The organism is Curtobacterium pusillum (assembly GCF_007680845.1).
Taxonomy (GTDB): domain Bacteria; phylum Actinomycetota; class Actinomycetes; order Actinomycetales; family Microbacteriaceae; genus Curtobacterium; species Curtobacterium pusillum_B.
In genome coordinates, this window is record NZ_VEIY01000006.1 from 48,923 (window position 1) to 66,915 (window position 17,993).

Sequence of the window (17,993 nt, forward strand, 5' to 3'; positions counted from 1 at the left end):
GCGTGGTAGCCCTGGACGGGCAACGCGATCGTGACCGTGCCGGAACTGCCCGAGCGGAGTTCGAAGTGACAGCTGTCCCACCGACGCCCGAGCCCGTCCAGCCCGGCGACACCGCGAGGCGACGGGGCAGGGTCCGGGGGTTCCTGGCCAGGGGCTCGTTCGACATCCAGTCGAAGCTGCTGGTGATGCTCCTCGCCGTGAGCATCGTGGCCGCGCTCGTCGTGGGGGTCGTCGGGTACCTCAACGGCCGGAGCTCCCTGCAGGACGCGGCGTTCAACCAGGTGACCTCCCTGCGCGAGTCCCGGATCACCGAGCTGAAGCGGTCGTTCTCGCAGTTCACCCAGACGGTCGTCGCGCAGACCCGGAACGAGAGCGTGATCGGCGCGACGAAGGACCTCGAGGCCGGTTGGAACGACCTCCAGTCCCGTCCGGTGTCGTCCGCGGACCACACGACGGTGGAGGGCTGGTACCGCGACACGTTCGTGCCGCAGCTCGACGCCCGCAGCGGCGGGAGCGCGAACCCGGACCAGTTCGCCCCCACCGCGGACCCGCAGGCCTACCTGCAGGCGCGGTACACGGCGCCCTTCACCGACTACGACAAGGCGATCCAGCAGGACGACGCCGGCGACGGCAGCGCCTGGTCGAAGGCGCACGCCGAGTACCAGCCGTACTTCCGGCAGGCGGTGGAGTCCGCCGGGTACGAGGACCTGCTCCTCATGGACACCGACGGTGACGTCGTCTACTCGGCGTACGCGGGAGCCGACCTCGGGACGAACCTCGACGACGGGCCGTACCGCGACTCGAACCTGGCGTCCGGGTACCAGCAGGCCCTGCAGCTGACGAGCGCGGACGACTTCGTGGTGACCGACTTCCAGCGCTACGTGCCGAGCCTCAACGTCCCGACCCTGTGGGTGATGTCCCCGGTGGGTGACGGCGGCAAGGTCATCGGCGTGATGGCGGTGCAGGTGCCGATCGACCTCGTCAACCAGGTGATGACAGGCAACGAGCAGTGGCAGGGCGACGGCCTCGGCGACACCGGGGAGTCGTACCTGGTGGGCGCCGACCACCTGATGCGGTCCTACCCGCGGCAGCTGATCGAACACCCGAAGCAGTACCAGCGGGACGTCGTCGCCGCCGGGACGGCTCCCTCGACGGCGAAGCGGGAGGTCGCCGTGAAGGGCTCGGTGCTCCTGCAGGCGGTCAACACCGGCCCGGTGACGCGCGCGCTGCAGGGGAAGACCGGGACGCTGATCTCGACGGACTACCGCGGGAAGGAGGTCCTGTCCGCGTACGCCCCGCTCGAGGTCGACGGCCTCCGGTGGGTCGTGGTCGCCCAGATGGACACGTCCGAGGCCTTCGCCCCAGTGAACGACTTCGCGCGGAACATCGGGCTCGCGCTGGTCGGCATCATCGTCCTGGTGTGCCTGCTGTCCCTGCTGCTCGCACAGGTGTTCGTCCGCCCGATCCGACGGCTGCAGACCGCGGTGAACCGGGTGAGCTCGGGAGAGCTCGGGGTGGAGGTCGACACGAAGGCGGGCGACGAGATCGGCGACCTCGGCCTCGCGTTCAACGACATGAGCCGCAGCCTCCAGGTGAAGCAGGACCTCCTCGACGAGCAGCGGCGGCAGAACGACACCCTGCTGCTGACCCTCATGCCGGAGGAGGTCGCCCGGCGCTACAAGCAGGGCGACGAGACCATCGCGGCGGACCACCAGGACGTCGCCGTCGTCTACGCGGACATCACCGGCTTCGACGAGTTCGCGGCCGGCCTCACCGCCGAGGAGTCCCTGGCACTCGTCAACGACGTCTGGCGCTCCCTCGACGAGGCGGCCGGCCGGCACGGCGTCGAGCGGGTGCGGACGACCCGGAGCGGCTACCTCGCCAGTTGCGGACTCAACGTGCCCCGCGTGGACAACGTCCGCCGGGTGGTCGACTGGGCGGAGGAGGCACAGGGCGTCCTCGACCGCTTCAACGCCCAGCACGGCGCGCGACTCGGCCTCCGCGCCGGCATCGACACCGGGCAGGTCACGAGCGGGCTGGTCGGGCGCTCGAGCATCGTCTACGACATGTGGGGCGACGCGGTGAGCCTGGCGTACCGGGTGCAGGGCATCGCGCCGACGCCCGGCGTGTACGCGACCCAGCGGGTGGTCGACAAACTGGGCGACCGCGCGGGCGTGCGGGAGGCCGGCGAGGTGGCGACCCAGGCGGGCCCGCAGCGCGTGTGGAAGCTCGAGCGGAGCGGCGGGGCCCTCGCGTGACCGCGTTCTGGCAGCAGCCGTGGTTCTGGCCGGCGATCAGCGTGATCGTCGGGCTGCCCGTCGTGCTGCTCGTGCTCACGGAGCTGCAGTCCGCTCTGGAACGCCGCGCGAACCCGCTGCACAAGGTGGTGGGCCTCCTCCGGAACGCCGTCGTGCCGATCATCGCGATCCTCGTCCTGTCCGTGCAGGTCACCGACGCGGTCGACCCCGGGAAGCCGGTGGTGAACCAGATCATCGGCACGGTGCTCGGGTTCCTCGTCATCGTGTTCGTGCTCAACGGCGTGAACATCGTCCTGTTCACGAACGCCCGGAAGGGGTCGTGGCGCGAGAAGATCCCGTCGATCTTCGTGGACATCGCCCGGATCGTGCTCATCGCCCTCGGGCTCGCGCTGGTGTTCAAGATCGTGTGGGGCGCGGACGTCGGCGGGATCTTCACCGCACTCGGCGTCGGTTCGCTCGTCATCGGTCTCGCGCTGCAGTCCGCCGTCGGTCCGGTCATCGCCGGCCTGTTCCTGCTCTTCGAGCAGCCGTTCCGGCTCGGCGACTGGTTGGACGCCGGCGGCGTGCGGGGCCGGGTCGTCGAGGTCAACTGGCGGTCGGTGCACATCGACACGGGTGCCGGGATCCTCATCGTGCCGAACTCGTCGCTGGCGGGGGCGTCGTTCACCAACCTCAGTCGGACGGGAGGCACGTTCCCGGTCACGACGGACCTCACGTTCACGACGGACGACCCGCCGGCGGCCGTGGTGGCGCTCCTGCAGCGGGTCGCGGCACGGCTGCCGCAGCGCTTCCCCGGCACGCAGCCGGTGGCCGTGCCGACCGGGGGAGCCGGCTACCGGCTGTCCTTCGAGGTGCGGGGGCCGTCCCAGGAGGCGGACGCCCTCGCCCAGCTCCGGATGTGGCTCTGGTACGCCGCGCGTCGAGCCGGCGTCGGCCTGGACGGCGACACCACCGACGACTTCGTGACCGACGAGCGCCGCGACGCCGCCCTTGCCTCGATCGCACCGACCCTGCACCTCACCGGCGACGACGGGGCCGCACTGGCACCGCTCGTCCGCCTCGAGCGGTACGCGTCCGGCGAGACGATCGTGACGGCGGGGACCGTGCCCGACGCGGTCCGGTTCGTCCTGTCCGGGAGCGTGGACCTCCGGGTGCCGTTCGAGGACGCCGAGCTGCCGGCGTCCCGCGTCGAGGCCGGCGACTACCTCGGGCAGACGGCGCTGACCCGGGAGGCCCTGCTCACCACCGCGGTCGCGCGCACCGAGGTCGCGGTGCTGGTCGTCCCCGCCACCGCGCTCGACCAGATCGTCCGGAGCAGCCCCGTGCTCGCCCGGGACATGGGCGAGGTGATCGACCGGCGGCGGCAGGAGGTGTCCGCGGCGGTGTCCGCGCACGTCGAGTCCCAGCAGCGCCGGGTGTCCGCCGCCTAGACTCGGACGCGTGCGTTACGCGAACTCCGTGGTCGACCTCGTCGGCGACACCCCGCTCGTCAAGCTCAACCGGGTGACCGAGGGGGTGCGTGCGACCGTGCTGGTCAAGGTCGAGTACTTCAACCCCGGCGGCTCCGCGAAGGACCGGATCGCGACGAGGATCCTCGACGCGGCCGAAGCCTCCGGTGAACTCGGACCCGGCGGCACGATCGTCGAGCCGACCTCCGGCAACACCGGTGTCGGGCTCGCGCTCGTCGCCCAGCAGCGCGGGTACCGGTGCGTCTTCGTGCTGCCGGACAAGGTCGGCGAGGACAAGCGGAACGTCCTCACGGCGTACGGCGCCGAGATCGTGGTCACGCCGACCGCGGTGCCGCCGGAGCACCCGGAGTCCTACTACTCGGTGTCCGACCGCCTCGTCCGCGAGATCCCGGGCGCCTACAAGCCGAACCAGTACGCGAACCCGAACGGCCCGCGCAGCCACTACGAGACCACCGGGCCGGAGATCTGGCGCGACACGGAGCAGCGCATCACCCACTTCGTCGCGGGCGTCGGGACCGGCGGCACGATCTCGGGCACCGGTCGCTTCCTCAAGGAGGCCTCGGACGGACGCGTCCGGATCGTCGGCGCCGACCCCGAGGGCTCGGTGTACTCGGGCGGCACCGGCCGTCCGTACCTGGTGGAGGGCGTGGGCGAGGACTTCTGGCCGGGCGCCTACGACGCCGACGTGCCGGACGAGATCATCGCCGTGTCGGACGCCGACTCGTTCGCGATGACCCGTCGGCTCGCCCGTGAGGAAGGCCTCCTCGTCGGTGGGTCGAGCGGCATGGCCGTCGTCGCCGCGCTCCGGGCCGCCCGCGACCTCACCGAGGACGACGTCGTCGTGGTCCTCCTGCCGGACGGCGGCCGCGGGTACCTCGGCAAGATCTTCAACGACCGGTGGATGCGCTCCTACGGGTTCGCCGAGACGGACGACGAGCGCACCGTCGGCTCGCTCATCGCGGGCAAGGACGGTCGCCTCCCGGACCTCGTGCACGCCCACCCCGCGGACACCGTGCGGGAGGTCGTCGACATCATGACGAAGTACGGCGTCTCGCAGATGCCGGTGCTCAGCGCCGAACCGCCCGTCGTCATCGGCGAGGTCGTCGGCGCGGTGGAGGAGAAGGCGCTGCTCGAGCTGGTCTTCACCGGTGCCGCGAAGATGGCGGACGCGCTGACGGGGTTCGTCGGCGACCCGCTGCCGCTCATCGGCGTCGGCGAGTCGGTGTCGTCCGCCCGCCGTGCGCTCGAGACCGTCGACGCGCTCCTCGTGGTGGAGGACGGCAAGCCCGTCACCGTCCTCACCCGCCACGACCTCCTCACCTACCTGTCCGAGTAAGGGATCCCCGCAGCATGACCGAGTTCAGCACCCGCGCCGTCCACGCCGGCCAGGACCCCGACGGCACGACCGGTGCCGTCATCCCGCCCATCCACGTCACCTCGACCTACGTCCAGGACGGCGTCGGGAACATGCGGAACGGCTACGAGTACTCCCGCGGCGGCAACCCGACGCGCGACTCGCTGCAGACGCTCCTCGCCGACCTCGACGGCGGCGTCGCGGCGTACTCGTTCGCGTCCGGGCTCGCCGCCGAGGACGCCCTGCTCCGTGCGGCCCTCGCCCCCGGCGGGCGGGTCGTGATGGGCAACGACGTGTACGGCGGCACGCACCGCCTCGTGAACCGGCTGCACGTGCCGTGGGGCGTCGAGCTGGTCGTGGTCGACATGAGCGACACCGACCAGGTCCGGACCGCGCTCGAGGGCGCTCCCGCGCAGACCCTGCTCTGGGTCGAGACGCCGACGAACCCGCTCATGAAGATCGCGGACATCGCCGCCCTCGCCGCCATCGGCCACGAATCCGGTGCGGTCGTCGTCGTCGACAACACCTTCGCGTCGCCGTACCTCCAGCAGCCGCTGTCGCTCGGCGCCGACGTCGTCGTGTACTCGACGACGAAGTACCTCGGCGGCCACTCGGACGTCGTCGGCGGCGCCGTGGTGCTCGCGGACGAGGAGCTCGCGGCGAAGGTGCAGTTCCTGCAGTTCGGCGCCGGCGCGATCTCGTCGCCGTTCGACGCGTTCCTGACCACCCGCGGCATCAAGACGCTCGCGGTCCGGATGGAGCGGCACTCGCAGAACGCGCAGGCCGTGGCCGAGGCGCTCGTCGCCGCCCCCGGTGTCGAGCGCGTCTACTACCCGGGCCTCACCGACCACCCCGGACACGAGGTCGCAGCCCGCCAGATGCGTGGCTTCGGCGGCATGCTCTCGGTCGCGCTGTCCGGCGGCGCACCGGCTGCGAAGCGGTTCGCGGAGTCGACCGAGGTGTTCGCGCTCGCCGAGTCGCTCGGCGGCGTGGAGTCGCTCATCGGGTACCCGAGCGAGATGACCCACGCGTCGGTCAAGGGCACCGAGCTCGCGGTCCCGGAGAACGTGGTCCGACTGTCCGTCGGCATCGAGGACGCCGGCGACCTCGTCGCGGACGTGCTGCAGGCGCTCGACCGCTGAGGGCGGTCGACCGTGCGGGGCGTCGGACGGGAGGCGCGGTGCGGGCCCGCACCGCGCCTCCCGGTCCGTAGCATGGCCGGGTGAGCACCGCGGCGAAGGCGACCAGTCTGTTCAGCGGTCGGTACGCGCTCGCCACCGTCGGCATGGTAGCGATCGTCGCCGTGGCGGCGTTCCAGAACCTCGCGATGACGACGATCATGCCGGAGATCAGCCGCGACCTCGACGGCGAGACGCTGTACGCCCTGGCCTTCGCCGCACCGCTGGCCGCGGGCGTCCCCGGCATGGTCCTCGCCGGCAACTGGACCGACCGGGCCGGTGGTCGGGTCGTGGCGTGGGTGTCCGCCGGCTTCTTCGCCGTCGGCACGGCCGTGGTGATGACCGCCACCTCGATGGAGGTGTTCCTCGCCGGTCGGCTCGTCGAGGGGTTCGGCGCCGGTGCGATCGACGTCGTCCTCTACGTGCTCGTCGCCCGGCTCTTCCCCGCCCAGCTGCACGGACCGGTGTTCGCCGGGTTCGCGGCGGCGTGGGTGGTGCCGGCGCTCGTCGGACCGGCACTCGCCGGCATCGTGACGGACGTCTGGGACTGGCACTGGGTGTTCGCCGGGGCGCTGGTGATCGCCGTGGGGGCCTTCGCCGTGCTCGTGCCGACCCTCGGGCGGCTGCACCCGCCGGCTCCCGAGCTCCGGCCGCCCTGGCAGCGCTCCCGGATCGGCTGGTCGGTGGCCGCCGCCGTGGCGATCCTGCTGCTCAACGTCGCGCCCGACCTCGGCACCTGGGCGCAGGTGGCCGCCATCGTCGTCGGACTCGTCGGGGCGTGGTCCGCCCTCCGTCCGCTGCTGCCCGTCGGGACGTTCCGTGCGGCCCCCGGGCTGCCGTCGGTGGTCCTGCTCCGCGGGCTCCTCGCCGCCTCGTTCTTCGGCGCCGAGGCGTACGTGCCGTACCTGCTGCAGGCGGAGGACGGCCTGTCCGCCTCGGCCGCCGGACTCGCCCTGACGGTCGGGGCGCTGAGCTGGGCGGGGTCGAGCTGGGTGCACGGTCGACTCGGCGAGCAGCGCCTGAGCGCGGCGCGGGCCTTCGGGGCGGGCCTCGCGCTCGTGCTCGTCAGCCTGCTCACCGCGCTCGCCGTGGCGTCGTTCGGGCTGCCGTGGTGGCTGCTCGTCGTCGGGTGGTTCGTCGGCGGCGCGGGCATGGGCGTGGCGTACCCGAGGACGTCGATGCTGACGCTCCGGTTCTCCGGCGAGGGCGACGACGGGTTCGCCAGCTCGGCCCTGACGATCGCGGACGCCTCCGGCAGCGTGATCGGACTCGCCGTCACCGGGCTGCTCTTCACCGGCACGGGCGGCGCCGACGCCCCGGCCGCGTTCCCGCTCGTGTTCGGCGCCATGACGGTGATCGCGGTGCTCGCGATCGCCGCCGTCCGACGTCTCGGGCCGGTTCCCGGGCCGTCGGCCGCACCGGCGGGCGGGTAGCGTGGCAGCCGTGCTCCTCCGCATCGTCGCCGCTGCCGCCGTCCTCGGCGCCGCCCTCACCCTGACCGGGTGCCAGGGCACGACCACCGCTGCGCCGACGCCGGTCCAGAGCACCGACCTGACGAGTTCGGACGGCGGGTTCGACCAGCACGCCGTGGTCGGGGTCGTCCTGCTGCACGCTGCGGCCACCCCCGGGACGACGTCCGGCGGGGTCGCTCTGTCGGACCGCCTCCACGACGACCTCACCGCCGCGGGCTTCCGGCCCGACGTGCGGGTCGCTGGCGCGAGCGACCCGGCGACCGACCAGCGGACCGCCCTCCGAGCCCTCGTCCGTGCCGGCGCGAAGGCGATCCTCGTCGAGGCAGCGGACCCGTCCGCCCTGACCGGTGAGATCCAGGTCGCGCACGACGCCGGCGTGGTCATCGTCGCCCTGGGGGACCCGCTGCCGGCGTCGGGGACCGGCGGCGACGGCGTCTCGGCGGACTACCGGGTGCAGGGGATGGACTCGGACGCCGCGACGGCCGCGCGCGCCACCGCTGTGGTCGAGTCGCTGCAGCGCGGCGAGAAGCCCACCGGCGACTGACCCGCAAGAGCCCCGCGCGGGTTCAGGGCCGGCGTCCAGCCGGACGACAGGTGCCCCAGCAACCACGCGGTCGGTCGGCTGAGGGGAGCGACAGGGTCGCCCCTCGAACGGGTGACATGGTTCGTCGGTGGAACCACCGACTGTCCGGGCGTTCCCCTCGCTCATTACAGTCGGCTCACCGCAGCCTCCGAGAGGACCCCAAGTGCACCGTCGCCGATCCCGCACCACAGCCATCGCCCTGACCACCGCCGCGTGCACGATCGGAGCCGTGCTCTTCGCCGCGGGTCCGGCCGACGCGGCGACCCGCCACGTCCTCCCGGACTCCACCCCCGCGTGGGCCACCACCGCGGACGACGCCGGCACGGTCGCGGCGGACACCGACGTCGAGGGCGAGGTGTACCTCCCGCTCCAGGACCAGCGCGGCGCGGAGGCACTCGCCACGGCCGTCTCCACCCCCGGGAACGCCCGCTACCGGAAGCCGCTGACCCCGGCGGCGTGGATCAAGGAGTTCGCGCCCACGAAGGCCGACGCCGACCAGGTGACCGGGTTCCTCCGGGCCCAGGGACTGACCATCACCGCGGTGCCCGCGAGCCACGAGTTCGTCGTGTTCCGCGGCCCCGCCTCGGTCGTGAACGCGGTCCTCGGGACCTCGCTGCACCGCTACCGGCACGCCGGTCGGACGCTCGTCGCCCCGTCGAGCGCACCCACCCTCCCGGCCTCGATCGCCGGCCTCGTCAGCGGCGTGAGCGTCGACCAGGGTCGGCTCCTGACGCACCCCGAGCTCGTCCAGCAGGGCGAGACCCCCGCCTCGTCGACGCCGACCCACAGCCTGCAGCAGCAGGCCACCGGCGCGACCGGGATCGACGCCCAGTGCTCGCAGTACGACGGGCAGCACACCGCGACCGTCCCCGCGGCCTACGGGAAGACGACCGTCGACACGTTCGCGTGCGGCTACGTCCCGAAGCAGATCCGCTCCGCCTACGGGGTGGACACGCTCGCCCGCCAGGGCGTGCAGGGTCAGGGGCAGACGGTGGCGATCATCGACGCCTACGCCTCGCCGACCATCATCCACGACACCGACAGCTACTCGGCGCAGAACGGTGAGCCCGCCCTGACGAGCGCCACGTTCCAGCAGCGGATCCCGTCGACGTCGCAGTTCACCGACCAGGCGCTCTGCCAGCAGCCGAGCGGGTGGCAGGGCGAGGAGACGCTCGACGTCCAGTCCGTGCACGCGGTCGCCCCGTCGGCGAAGATCCTCTACGTCGGTGGCACGAACTGCGGCGGCGGCCTCGACGTCGCGATGTCGAAGATCCTCGACCAGGGCCTGGCGACCATCGTCAGCAACAGCTACGGCGACGTCGGCGAGAACGTCCCGCTGTCGAGCATCCGCGGCCAGGAGAACCTGCACATCCAGGCCGCCGGCGAGGGCATCGGCCTGTACTTCTCGAGCGGGGACAACGGCGACGAGTCGGCCTCGCTCGGCAGCGCGCAGCCGGACTTCCCGGCGTCCAGCCCGTGGGTGACCTCGGTGGGCGGCACGAGCCTCGGCATCGGGAAGGACGGTCGCAAGACGTTCGAGACCGGGTGGGGCGACGTGCTCGACCAAATCGTCAGCAGCGACCGCGGGAACGTCTACTCGACGCCGCTGCCCGGTGGACTCGTCGCCGGGGGAGCGGGTGGCGGTCGCAGCACGCTCTTCGCGCAGCCGGCGTACCAGAAGGGCGTCGTCCCGGCGTCGCTCGCCGGCGGCCAGCGCGTTTCGCCCGACCTCGCGGCGCTCGCGGACCCCTACACCGGGTTCTCGATCGGGATCCGACCGATCACGGATGACAGCACCCTCGCGGTGGGTCCGTTCGAGAACGAGACGTACGGCGGCACCTCGCTGGCGTCCCCGATCACGGCGGCGCTCTCCGCGCTCGTGCAGCAGTCGACGCACACCCGGCTCGGGTTCGCGAACCCGACGCTGTACGCGACGTACCGTGCGGTGCCCGGGGCGTTCAGCGACGTGAAGCCGCCGCGGTCGCCGATCGCGCTGGCGTACACGAGCGCCACGTCCGGCAAGGACTACCTCGTGACGCTCGACCACGACACGTCCCTCACCACGGCCGTCGGCTACGACGACGTGACGGGGCTCGGGGCGGTGTCCTTCACCGGGATGACGCAGGTGGCGCGCCGGTAGGCGGCCACGACACGGACGGGAGGCGCGGTGCCGGCTGGCACCGCGCCTCCTGTCGGTCGGCTGGTCGCGTCGCGCCCGCGCGTCGCGTCGTCGCTTTCGGTCAGCGCCACCAGGACGGGAACGACAGCACGATCGTGTCGACCAGCGCCTTGCGGGACCGTCGGGGCCCCGCGAGCCACGCCTCGATCGCGCCGACGAACCCCTGCGCGACGAAGCCCGCGGCGACGTCGTCCAACAGGTCGGGGCGGTCCTCCGCGTCGAGCGACCGGATGTGCTGCGCGCTCGACACCGTGAAGTGCTCGACGAGCAGGCGGTGCAACGAGCCGTCGTTCGGGTCCGGGAGCGCCTTGCCGTAGATGTCACGGTGTGCGACGACGTGTTCGACGACGGCATTGATGCCCCGTCGGGTGATCGCCGCGAGTTCAGCGGCACCGGCGCCGGCGGCTGCCGCTGCGCGTCGGGCGTCGGCGTCGTCCTCGCGGATGCGGTCGAGCTCCGGGGTGAGCACGTCGGCGAGGAGCGACCCGGGCGAGACGGCGTGGGAGTAGAACGTCGCGCGGTTGATGCCGGCGGCCCTGGTGACGTCGGCCACGGTGATCTCGGACACCGGGCGGACGGCGGCGAGGCGCAGGATCGCCTCACGCAGCGCAGCGGTCGTGTGCAGGATCCGGGCATCCACCATGACGCCACCCCCTTCTGATCCGGTCCCGCCCGGCAACGCGGTCACGGGAGCCGAGCAGTCCGACGGTACCGCATGCACCGCGTCCAGGAGGGTCGGCGAACGCGGCAACACGCGGGAGATCCACGGCAACGACATCGGGAGTGCTCAGCGTCCCCGTAGGATGGTTCCGCGGACGAATCGATTCGATCGACGCCGCGATCACCTCCTCACACCCCCTCACCGTCGAAGGATCCCTGCTCGTGACCGCGCCCGCCACCACCGGTTCGCTCCGGGTCGTCCTGCACCCGGGGGACTCGCTCTCCCGCAGGCAGCGACTCGTCTACGTCTTCGTCCTCGGCGCCCTCACCGCGCTCGGGCCGTTCACGATCGACCTCTACCTGCCGGCGTTCCCGTCGCTCAAGACTGACTTCGGCATCACCGACGGTGCGGTGCAGCTCACCCTCACCGCCACGACCCTCGGGTTCGCCGCCGGGCAGCTCCTCGTCGGACCGTGGAGCGACAAGGTGGGGCGCCGTCTGCCGCTCATCATCGCGACGAGCGTGCACGTGGGCGCGTCGATCGGGGCCGCGCTCGCGCCGGACGTCGAGCTCCTCGCCGTCTTCCGCGTGCTGCAGGGCATGGGTGCCTCGGCCGGCGGCGTCGTCGCGATGGCCACCGTCCGCGACCTGTTCGGCGGGAAGCCGCTCGTGCGGATGCTGTCCCGGCTGGCGATGGTGAACGGCCTCGCGCCGATCCTCGCCCCGCTCATCGGGTCGCAGATGCTCCGGTTCGTCAGCTGGCGCGGGGTCTTCGTGTTCCTCGCCTGCTACGGCGCCGCGGTCGTCATCGCGTCGATCCTGCTCATCGTCGAGACGCTCCCGCCGGCGCGTCGGCACGAGGCCGGTCACTCGACGATCGGGCAGCGGTACCGGGCGTTGTTCTCGGACCGCATCTTCGTGGGGGTCGCGCTCATCGGGGCGATGGTCTTCAGCGGGTTGTTCTCCTACCTCAGTTCGTCGCCGTTCCTGTTCCAGGGGTTGTACGGCCTGGACGCCCAGCAGTACGGCCTGCTCTTCGCGGTGAACTCCGTCGGCGTCGTGATCGGCGTGCAGGTCTCCGCCCGGTTGGCGCAGCGCGTCGGACCGCAGTGGATCCTCGCCTGCTCCACCGCGACGCTGTTCCTGGCGTCGGTGGCGATCATCGTGCTCGACCAGCTCGGCGCCGGGCTCGTCGGGGTCCTCGTGCCGCTGTGGTTCTTCATCGCCGCGTGCGGGTTCTCGTTCCCGCTCGTGCAGGTGATCGGCCTCGCGGCGCACGGCAAGGAGGCCGGCACCGCCGCCTCGCTCCTCGGCGCCCTCAACTTCGGTGTCGCGGGGATCATCTCGCCGGTCGTCGGGCTGATCGGGATCACGACGGCGACGCCGATGGCCGCGGTGATGGCGTGCACGTCGGTGACGGCGATCGTGCTGCTGTGGGCGGTCGTGCGGCCGCGGACGGTGCCGGCGCTGACGCACTGACGCGGGGCCGGGGCCGGGGCGGCTCGTCCGCTCTGGATCGACATACCCGATGTCGTACGACATCGGGTTGTCGTCACGGGTCGGGGACCGCCCGGACGAGGAGAGTCGCGCGTCCATATGCTGTGCCCATGAGCGACGCGGTGGAGCAGGCCCGGGCAGCAGCGGCCGCAGCGAGGGCGGCGGCGGACGAGGCGCGACGCCTCGCGGACGAGGCAGCCGCGCGCGCCGAGGAGCTCGCCGCGGCACTCGAAGCGGCGTCGGCCCCGAGCCTCGCGGCCGACGCGGAACCGGCGGTCGTCGGGTCCCCGGCACCCACCGGTCTGGAGGCGCCACTCGCGCCCGACGCCGAGCCCGCGGCGCCCGCGGCCGGTCCGCTGGGCGAGGCGGCGATCGCGGCCGTCCGCGACGGCTACCAGGTGGACGGCGGCGCCGTCGAACTCGGCGCCCTGGTGAACGGGGAGGCGCTGCCCGACGTGCAGGTCCGGATCCCGCTCGCGATGCTCAACCGGCACGGCCTCGTCGCGGGGGCGACCGGGACCGGCAAGACGCGGACGCTCCAGGTCCTCGCCGAGCAGATCGCCGCGAAGGGCGTTCCCGTGTTCGCCGCCGACATCAAGGGCGACCTCTCCGGCATGGCGGTCGCGGGTCAGGCGAACGACAAGCTGCTCGCGCGCACCGCCGGGATCGGCCAGTCGTGGCAGGGCGTCGCGAGCCAGACCGAGTTCTACTCGCTCGGCGGGCAGGGGACCGGCGTGCCGATCCGCGCCGCGGTGTCGGGCTTCGGTCCGCTGCTGCTGTCGAAGGTCCTCGGGCTGAACGACACCCAGGAGTCCTCGCTCGGCCTGGTCTTCCACTACGCCGAACGCGCCGGGCTGCCGTTGGTCGACCTGTCAGACCTCCGGAGCGTCCTCACGTTCCTGGTGAGCGACGCCGGCAAGGCCGAGTTGGCGGAGCTCGGCGGACTGTCGAAGCAGACCGCGGGCGTGATCCTCCGCGAGCTCGTGACGTTCGCCGACAAGGGCGCGGACCGGTTCTTCGGCGAACCCGAGATCGACACGCAGCTCTTCCTCCGGACGGCCGCCGACGGGCGGGGGATCGTCAGCCTGCTCGAGGTGCCGGGCGTGCAGGACCAGCCGGAGGTCTTCTCGACGTTCCTGATGTGGCTCCTCGCGGACCTCTTCAACGAGCTGCCCGAGGTCGGCGACCAGGACAAGCCAAAGCTCGTGTTCTTCTTCGACGAGGCGCACCTGCTGTTCAGCGGCGCCTCGAAGGACTTCACGGACCAGATCGTCCGCACGGTCCGGTTGATCCGCTCGAAGGGCGTCGGGATCTTCTTCGTCACGCAGACGCCGAAGGACGTCCCGAACGACGTCCTCGCGCAGCTCGGCTCCCGCGTGCAGCACCAGCTCCGCGCCCACACGCCCGACGACGCGAAGGCACTCCGGGCGACGGTGTCGACGTACCCGACGAGCGACTACGACCTGGCCGAGGTGCTCACCTCGCTCGCCACCGGGGAAGCGATCGTCACGGTGATGAACGAGAAGGGTGCGCCGACCCCGGTCGCGTGGACCCGACTGTGCGCCCCGCAAGGATCGATGGACCCGATGCCGACCCCGGACCTGGAGGCGCGGGTGCAGTCGTCCCCGCTCCTCGCCACCTACGGCACGCGGCTCGACCCCGATTCCGCCTACGAGATGCTCGCTCGGCGGATGGAGTCCGCTGCCGCGGAGGCGGCCTCGGCGGCGGCCTCCGCCGCTTCGGCCGCGGCCTCGGCGGCCGCCGAGAAGGCTGCCGCAGCGAAGGGGAAGCAGGAGGCGCGGGAGCAGGCCGCGGCGCAGAAGGAGTACGAGCGGGCCCAGCGCGAGTTCGAGCGTGCCGAACGGGCCGCGGAGGCGCGACGGTCCGGACGGAGCTCGACGCGGACCACGACGCGGACCTCGACCTCGCGGAAGGCCGAGGACCCGTTGGCGGACCTGCTCGGTTCGGGGCTCGGCCGGACGATCGCCAAGGAGGTCGTGCAGGGGATCTTCTCGACCCTGCGTCGACGGCGGTGACCGGGCGTCGGGTGAGGCTGGCCGGGTGGCGCCGGGGTCAGCCGATCAGGCCGGCGGTCTCGATGACCAGCAGGCCGGCGACCGCGAGGACCGCGAACACCCCGACCAGGACGTAGGACGCGCGCTGCTCGTACCAGGACCGGCTCGCCGGGTAGCGCCGCACGAACTCGCGGAGTGACATCGGCCGGGTCTCGTCGCTGACCTGCACGCCGAGGGCCTCGACCACGCGGTCGATGCCGCTGTCGCCCCACGTGTCGGCGCGCAGGCGGAACAGGTGCGAGCCTGCGGCGTCGAACGCCACCAGCTCACGTGTCGTCCGTTCGACCGCGCTGCCGTACGTGGTCGCGAGCACCAGGCTGTGCACGCGGTCGCGCGCCACGCGTCGGTGCGGAGTGAGGACCCCGCGGACGGTCACACCGGTCGGGTCGATGCCGATGAAGGCGGTGCCGAGGCGGACGAACACGATGCCGACGACGACCGCGAGCGCGATGACCACGGTGGCGACGAACGTCCAGAGGCGCAGGGGGAGCGAGACCCAGACGAGGGCGACGGCGAGCGGGACAGCGGAGAACACCACGCTGAGGATGGTCGAGCGCACGAGCGACCGCCGTGGTCGCAGGACCACGTCGAACGCTGTGGTGCGCGGGCGAGCGGCCGCCTGCGCCATCAGGTCCCCCACGTGGACTCCTCGTCCCTCGGATGCCCGGGCAGCACTGAACGCCCACCCGGGGAGCGACGCCCCTGCCGCTCCGTGCACCGTGCCGACCCGTCCCGGGGTCGTCGTCCGGCGAGTCTAGGCGACTGACGGGTATCGGGAACAGCCCGTTCCACCCCCGGGCGTCATTTTGCGGCAAGTGCTGGGGGAACGGGGTGCACACGGGTCCGCCTGGTGGGGGACTGCCCGTCGGACGGGGGCCGCGGGAACGACCGAAGCCCCCGGAACGGAAGGGTCCCGGGGGCTTCGAGGTGGCGGAGAATGGGGGATTCGAACCCCCGAGGGCTTGCACCCAACACGCTTTCCAAGCGTGCGCCATAGGCCACTAGGCGAATTCTCCTGGTGCCGTCTCGCGACGACGAACCAATGGTACAGGTCTTCGCGGGTGTGGATGACCACGTGCGTCCACAGCCCCGTCCGCTCCCAGTTGTCACGACAAGCGCGCGGCTACCCTGGACGCGTGTCGACCCGCATCTACATCACGTCAGCAGAAGGACACACGGGCAAGAGCACCGTCGCCCTCGGTGTCCTCGAGACACTCGCGCGCTCCGTCGGACGGGTCGGCGTCTTCCGCCCGGTCGCCCGCTCGGTCGACGAACCCGACTACGTGCTCGAACTCCTGCTCCAGCACACCGCGGTCGGCATCCCCTACGACGACGCCGTGGGCGTGACCTACGACGACGTCCACGCCGACCCGGATGCGGCTCTCGCCTCGATCATCACGCGGTTCGCCCAGGTCGAGCGGCAGTGCGACGCGGTCGTCGTCCTCGGGTCCGACTACACCGACGTCGGCAGCCCCACCGAGCTGTCCTTCAACGCGAAGGTCGCCGCCAACCTCGGTGCGCCGGTCCTCCTCGTGCTCGGCGGCCGCGACGCCGCGGAGCACGGTGCCCGCACCCCCGACGACATGGCACAGGTCGCCGACGTGACGACGAGCGAACTCCGCGCGGCGCACGCGCAGCTCTTCGGCATCATCGTCAACCGCGCCGACCCGGAAGCCCTCGACGCGGTCGTGGCGAGTGTCCAGCGGGCGGTCAGCGACGACCACCCGGACCTCCCGGTGTGGGCCATCCCCGAAGACCGCGTGCTCGTCGCACCGACCGTGCGGGCCCTGCTCGCGGCGACCGGGGCGACGCTCGTCCGCGGGGACGAGGCACTGCTCGACCGCGAAGCCCTGGGCACGGTCGTCGCCGGCATGAGCATGGAGAACGTCCTGCCGCGCCTCATCGAGGGCGGGATCGTCGTCGTCCCCGGCGACCGGAGCGACGTGCTCATCGCAACGCTGCTCGCGAACCAGTCCGAGACGTTCCCGAGCCTCGCCGGCGTGATCCTCAACGGCGGGTTCGAGACCGCACCGCAGATCTCGCGGCTGCTCGAGGGGCTGTCGAGCTCGCTGCCGATCGCGCAGAACGACCTCGGTACCTACGACACCGCACTCCGCATCACCCAGACCCGGGGCCGGCTCGCGGCGGACTCCCCGCGCAAGGCCGACCTCGCACTCGCGCTCTTCGAGCAACACGTCGACGCCGACGCCCTGCGGGACCGGTTGCAGCTCACGCCGTCCGGGGTCGTCACGCCCCTCATGTTCGAGCACGGGCTGCTCGACCGGGCGCGCGGGTACGGCAAGCGCATCGTCCTGCCCGAAGGGGACGACGACCGGGTGCTCCGAGCAGCGTCGACCCTGCTGCAGCGGCAGGTGTGCGAACTGACGATCCTCGGCGACCCCGCCGCGATCCGCCCCCGCGCCACCGAGCTCGGACTCGACCTCGACGCCGCGCAACTCCTCAGCCCCTTCGACCCCGAACTCCGCGAGCGCTTCGCGACCGAGTACACGGCGCTCCGGGCGCACAAGGGCATGAGCATCGAGCTCGCCCGGGACACCGTGACCGACGTGTCGTACTTCGGCACGATGATGGTGCAGCTCGGCCTCGCCGACGGCATGGTGTCCGGCGCGAAGCACACCACCGCGCACACCATCCGACCGTCCTTCGAGATCATCAAGACCCGGCCGGACACCTCGATCGTCTCGAGCGTCTTCCTCATGGCGCTGGCCGACCGGGTGCTCGTGTACGGCGACTGCGCGGTGATCCCGGACCCGACGAGCGAGCAACTCGCCGACATCGCGATCTCGTCGGCCGAGACCGCGACCCAGTTCGGCATCGACCCGCGCGTGGCGATGCTGAGCTACTCCACGGGCGACAGCGGAACCGGGGCGGACGTCGACAAGGTGCGCGCCGGTACCGCGTTCGTCCGCGAGCGCCGCCCGGACCTCCTCGTCGAAGGGCCGATCCAGTACGACGCCGCCGCCGACCCGACGGTCGCGAGCACGAAGATGCCGGACTCGCCCGTCGCCGGGCGCGCGACGGTGTTCATCTTCCCGGACCTCAACACGGGCAACAACACCTACAAGGCCGTGCAGCGCTCGGCCGGCGCGGTCGCGATCGGTCCGGTCCTGCAGGGGCTGCGCAAGCCGATCAACGACCTCTCGCGCGGAGCGCTCGTCGGCGACATCGTGAACACCGTCGCGATCACCGCGATCCAGGCCGGCACCGCGTCCGACGCGGCCTGACCGACCGACCCGCACCGCGCCTC

Annotated in this window: 12 protein-coding genes and 1 tRNA gene; 10 read left to right on the forward strand and 3 right to left on the reverse strand. The window is 72.2% G+C overall.

The window, feature by feature from the left end:
* Positions 1-65 precede the first annotated feature (65 nt).
* From FS825_RS13455 to FS825_RS13485, 7 genes are all read left to right on the forward strand, one after another.
* On the forward strand, positions 66-2,258 hold the full coding sequence (locus FS825_RS13455; protein ID WP_144713860.1) for an adenylate/guanylate cyclase domain-containing protein: 2,193 nt from the start codon (positions 66-68) through the stop codon (positions 2,256-2,258).
* On the forward strand, positions 2,255-3,688 hold the full coding sequence (locus FS825_RS13460) for a mechanosensitive ion channel domain-containing protein (protein ID WP_186377243.1): 1,434 nt from the start codon (positions 2,255-2,257) through the stop codon (positions 3,686-3,688). The genes FS825_RS13455 and FS825_RS13460 overlap by 4 nt, the downstream gene beginning before the upstream one ends.
* 10 nt (positions 3,689-3,698) lie before the next feature.
* Positions 3,699-5,063, forward strand: coding sequence for a cystathionine beta-synthase (locus tag FS825_RS13465; RefSeq protein WP_144713864.1), 1,365 nt, complete (start codon positions 3,699-3,701; stop codon positions 5,061-5,063).
* A gap of 14 nt (positions 5,064-5,077) precedes the next feature.
* A complete protein-coding gene (locus FS825_RS13470) occupies positions 5,078-6,223 on the forward strand; it encodes a cystathionine gamma-synthase (protein WP_144713865.1) in 1,146 nt (381 codons plus the stop codon).
* 80 nt (positions 6,224-6,303) lie between these two features.
* Positions 6,304-7,692: an MFS transporter gene (locus FS825_RS13475; protein WP_144713867.1), complete on the forward strand. Its 1,389-nt coding sequence runs from the start codon at positions 6,304-6,306 to the stop codon at positions 7,690-7,692.
* A gap of 10 nt (positions 7,693-7,702) precedes the next feature.
* Positions 7,703-8,275: a type 1 periplasmic-binding domain-containing protein gene (locus FS825_RS13480; protein WP_144713869.1), complete on the forward strand. Its 573-nt coding sequence runs from the start codon at positions 7,703-7,705 to the stop codon at positions 8,273-8,275.
* A 202-nt stretch (positions 8,276-8,477) separates the two neighbouring features.
* Complete coding sequence (locus tag FS825_RS13485; RefSeq protein ID WP_260981183.1) at positions 8,478-10,454, forward strand: S53 family peptidase; 1,977 nt, start codon at positions 8,478-8,480, stop codon at positions 10,452-10,454.
* Positions 10,455-10,554: 100 nt separating this feature from the next.
* Here FS825_RS13485 and FS825_RS13490 read toward each other — a convergent pair whose 3' ends face one another.
* Positions 10,555-11,136 carry a TetR/AcrR family transcriptional regulator gene (locus FS825_RS13490; RefSeq protein ID WP_186377244.1) on the reverse strand — a complete coding sequence of 194 codons (582 nt, stop codon included), beginning with the start codon at positions 11,134-11,136 and terminating at the stop codon, positions 10,555-10,557.
* 239 nt (positions 11,137-11,375) lie between these two features.
* Between FS825_RS13490 and FS825_RS13495 the strand changes: the two genes are divergently transcribed.
* Complete coding sequence (locus FS825_RS13495) at positions 11,376-12,632, forward strand: multidrug effflux MFS transporter (RefSeq protein WP_144713873.1); 1,257 nt, start codon at positions 11,376-11,378, stop codon at positions 12,630-12,632.
* A gap of 128 nt (positions 12,633-12,760) precedes the next feature.
* Positions 12,761-14,686 (forward strand): helicase HerA-like domain-containing protein, encoded by a 1,926-nt coding sequence (locus FS825_RS13500; protein WP_144713875.1) that lies wholly within the window; start codon positions 12,761-12,763, stop codon positions 14,684-14,686.
* A gap of 37 nt (positions 14,687-14,723) precedes the next feature.
* Here the strand turns inward: FS825_RS13500 and FS825_RS13505 are convergent, their stop codons facing one another.
* Together FS825_RS13505 and FS825_RS13510 are read right to left on the reverse strand one after the other, a co-directional pair.
* Positions 14,724-15,365, reverse strand: coding sequence for a hypothetical protein (locus FS825_RS13505; protein WP_144713877.1), 642 nt, complete (start codon positions 15,363-15,365; stop codon positions 14,724-14,726).
* Between the two features lie 288 nt (positions 15,366-15,653).
* Positions 15,654-15,741 (reverse strand) — tRNA-Ser (locus FS825_RS13510).
* 120 nt (positions 15,742-15,861) lie between these two features.
* Between FS825_RS13510 and pta the strand changes: the two genes are divergently transcribed.
* Complete coding sequence (gene pta, locus FS825_RS13515; protein ID WP_144713879.1) at positions 15,862-17,970, forward strand: phosphate acetyltransferase; 2,109 nt, start codon at positions 15,862-15,864, stop codon at positions 17,968-17,970.
* Positions 17,971-17,993: the final 23 nt, after the last annotated feature.

What these genes read in the sequence shown, in the direction of transcription:
- FS825_RS13470 (WP_144713865.1), top strand. Translation starts at nt 5,078, where the DNA reads ATGACCGAGTTCAGCACCCGCGCCGTCCACGCCGGCCAGGACCCCGAC.
- FS825_RS13490 (WP_186377244.1), bottom strand. Translation starts at nt 11,136, where the DNA reads ATGGTGGATGCCCGGATCCTGCACACGACCGCTGCGCTGCGTGAGGCG.
- FS825_RS13500 (WP_144713875.1), top strand. Translation starts at nt 12,761, where the DNA reads ATGAGCGACGCGGTGGAGCAGGCCCGGGCAGCAGCGGCCGCAGCGAGG.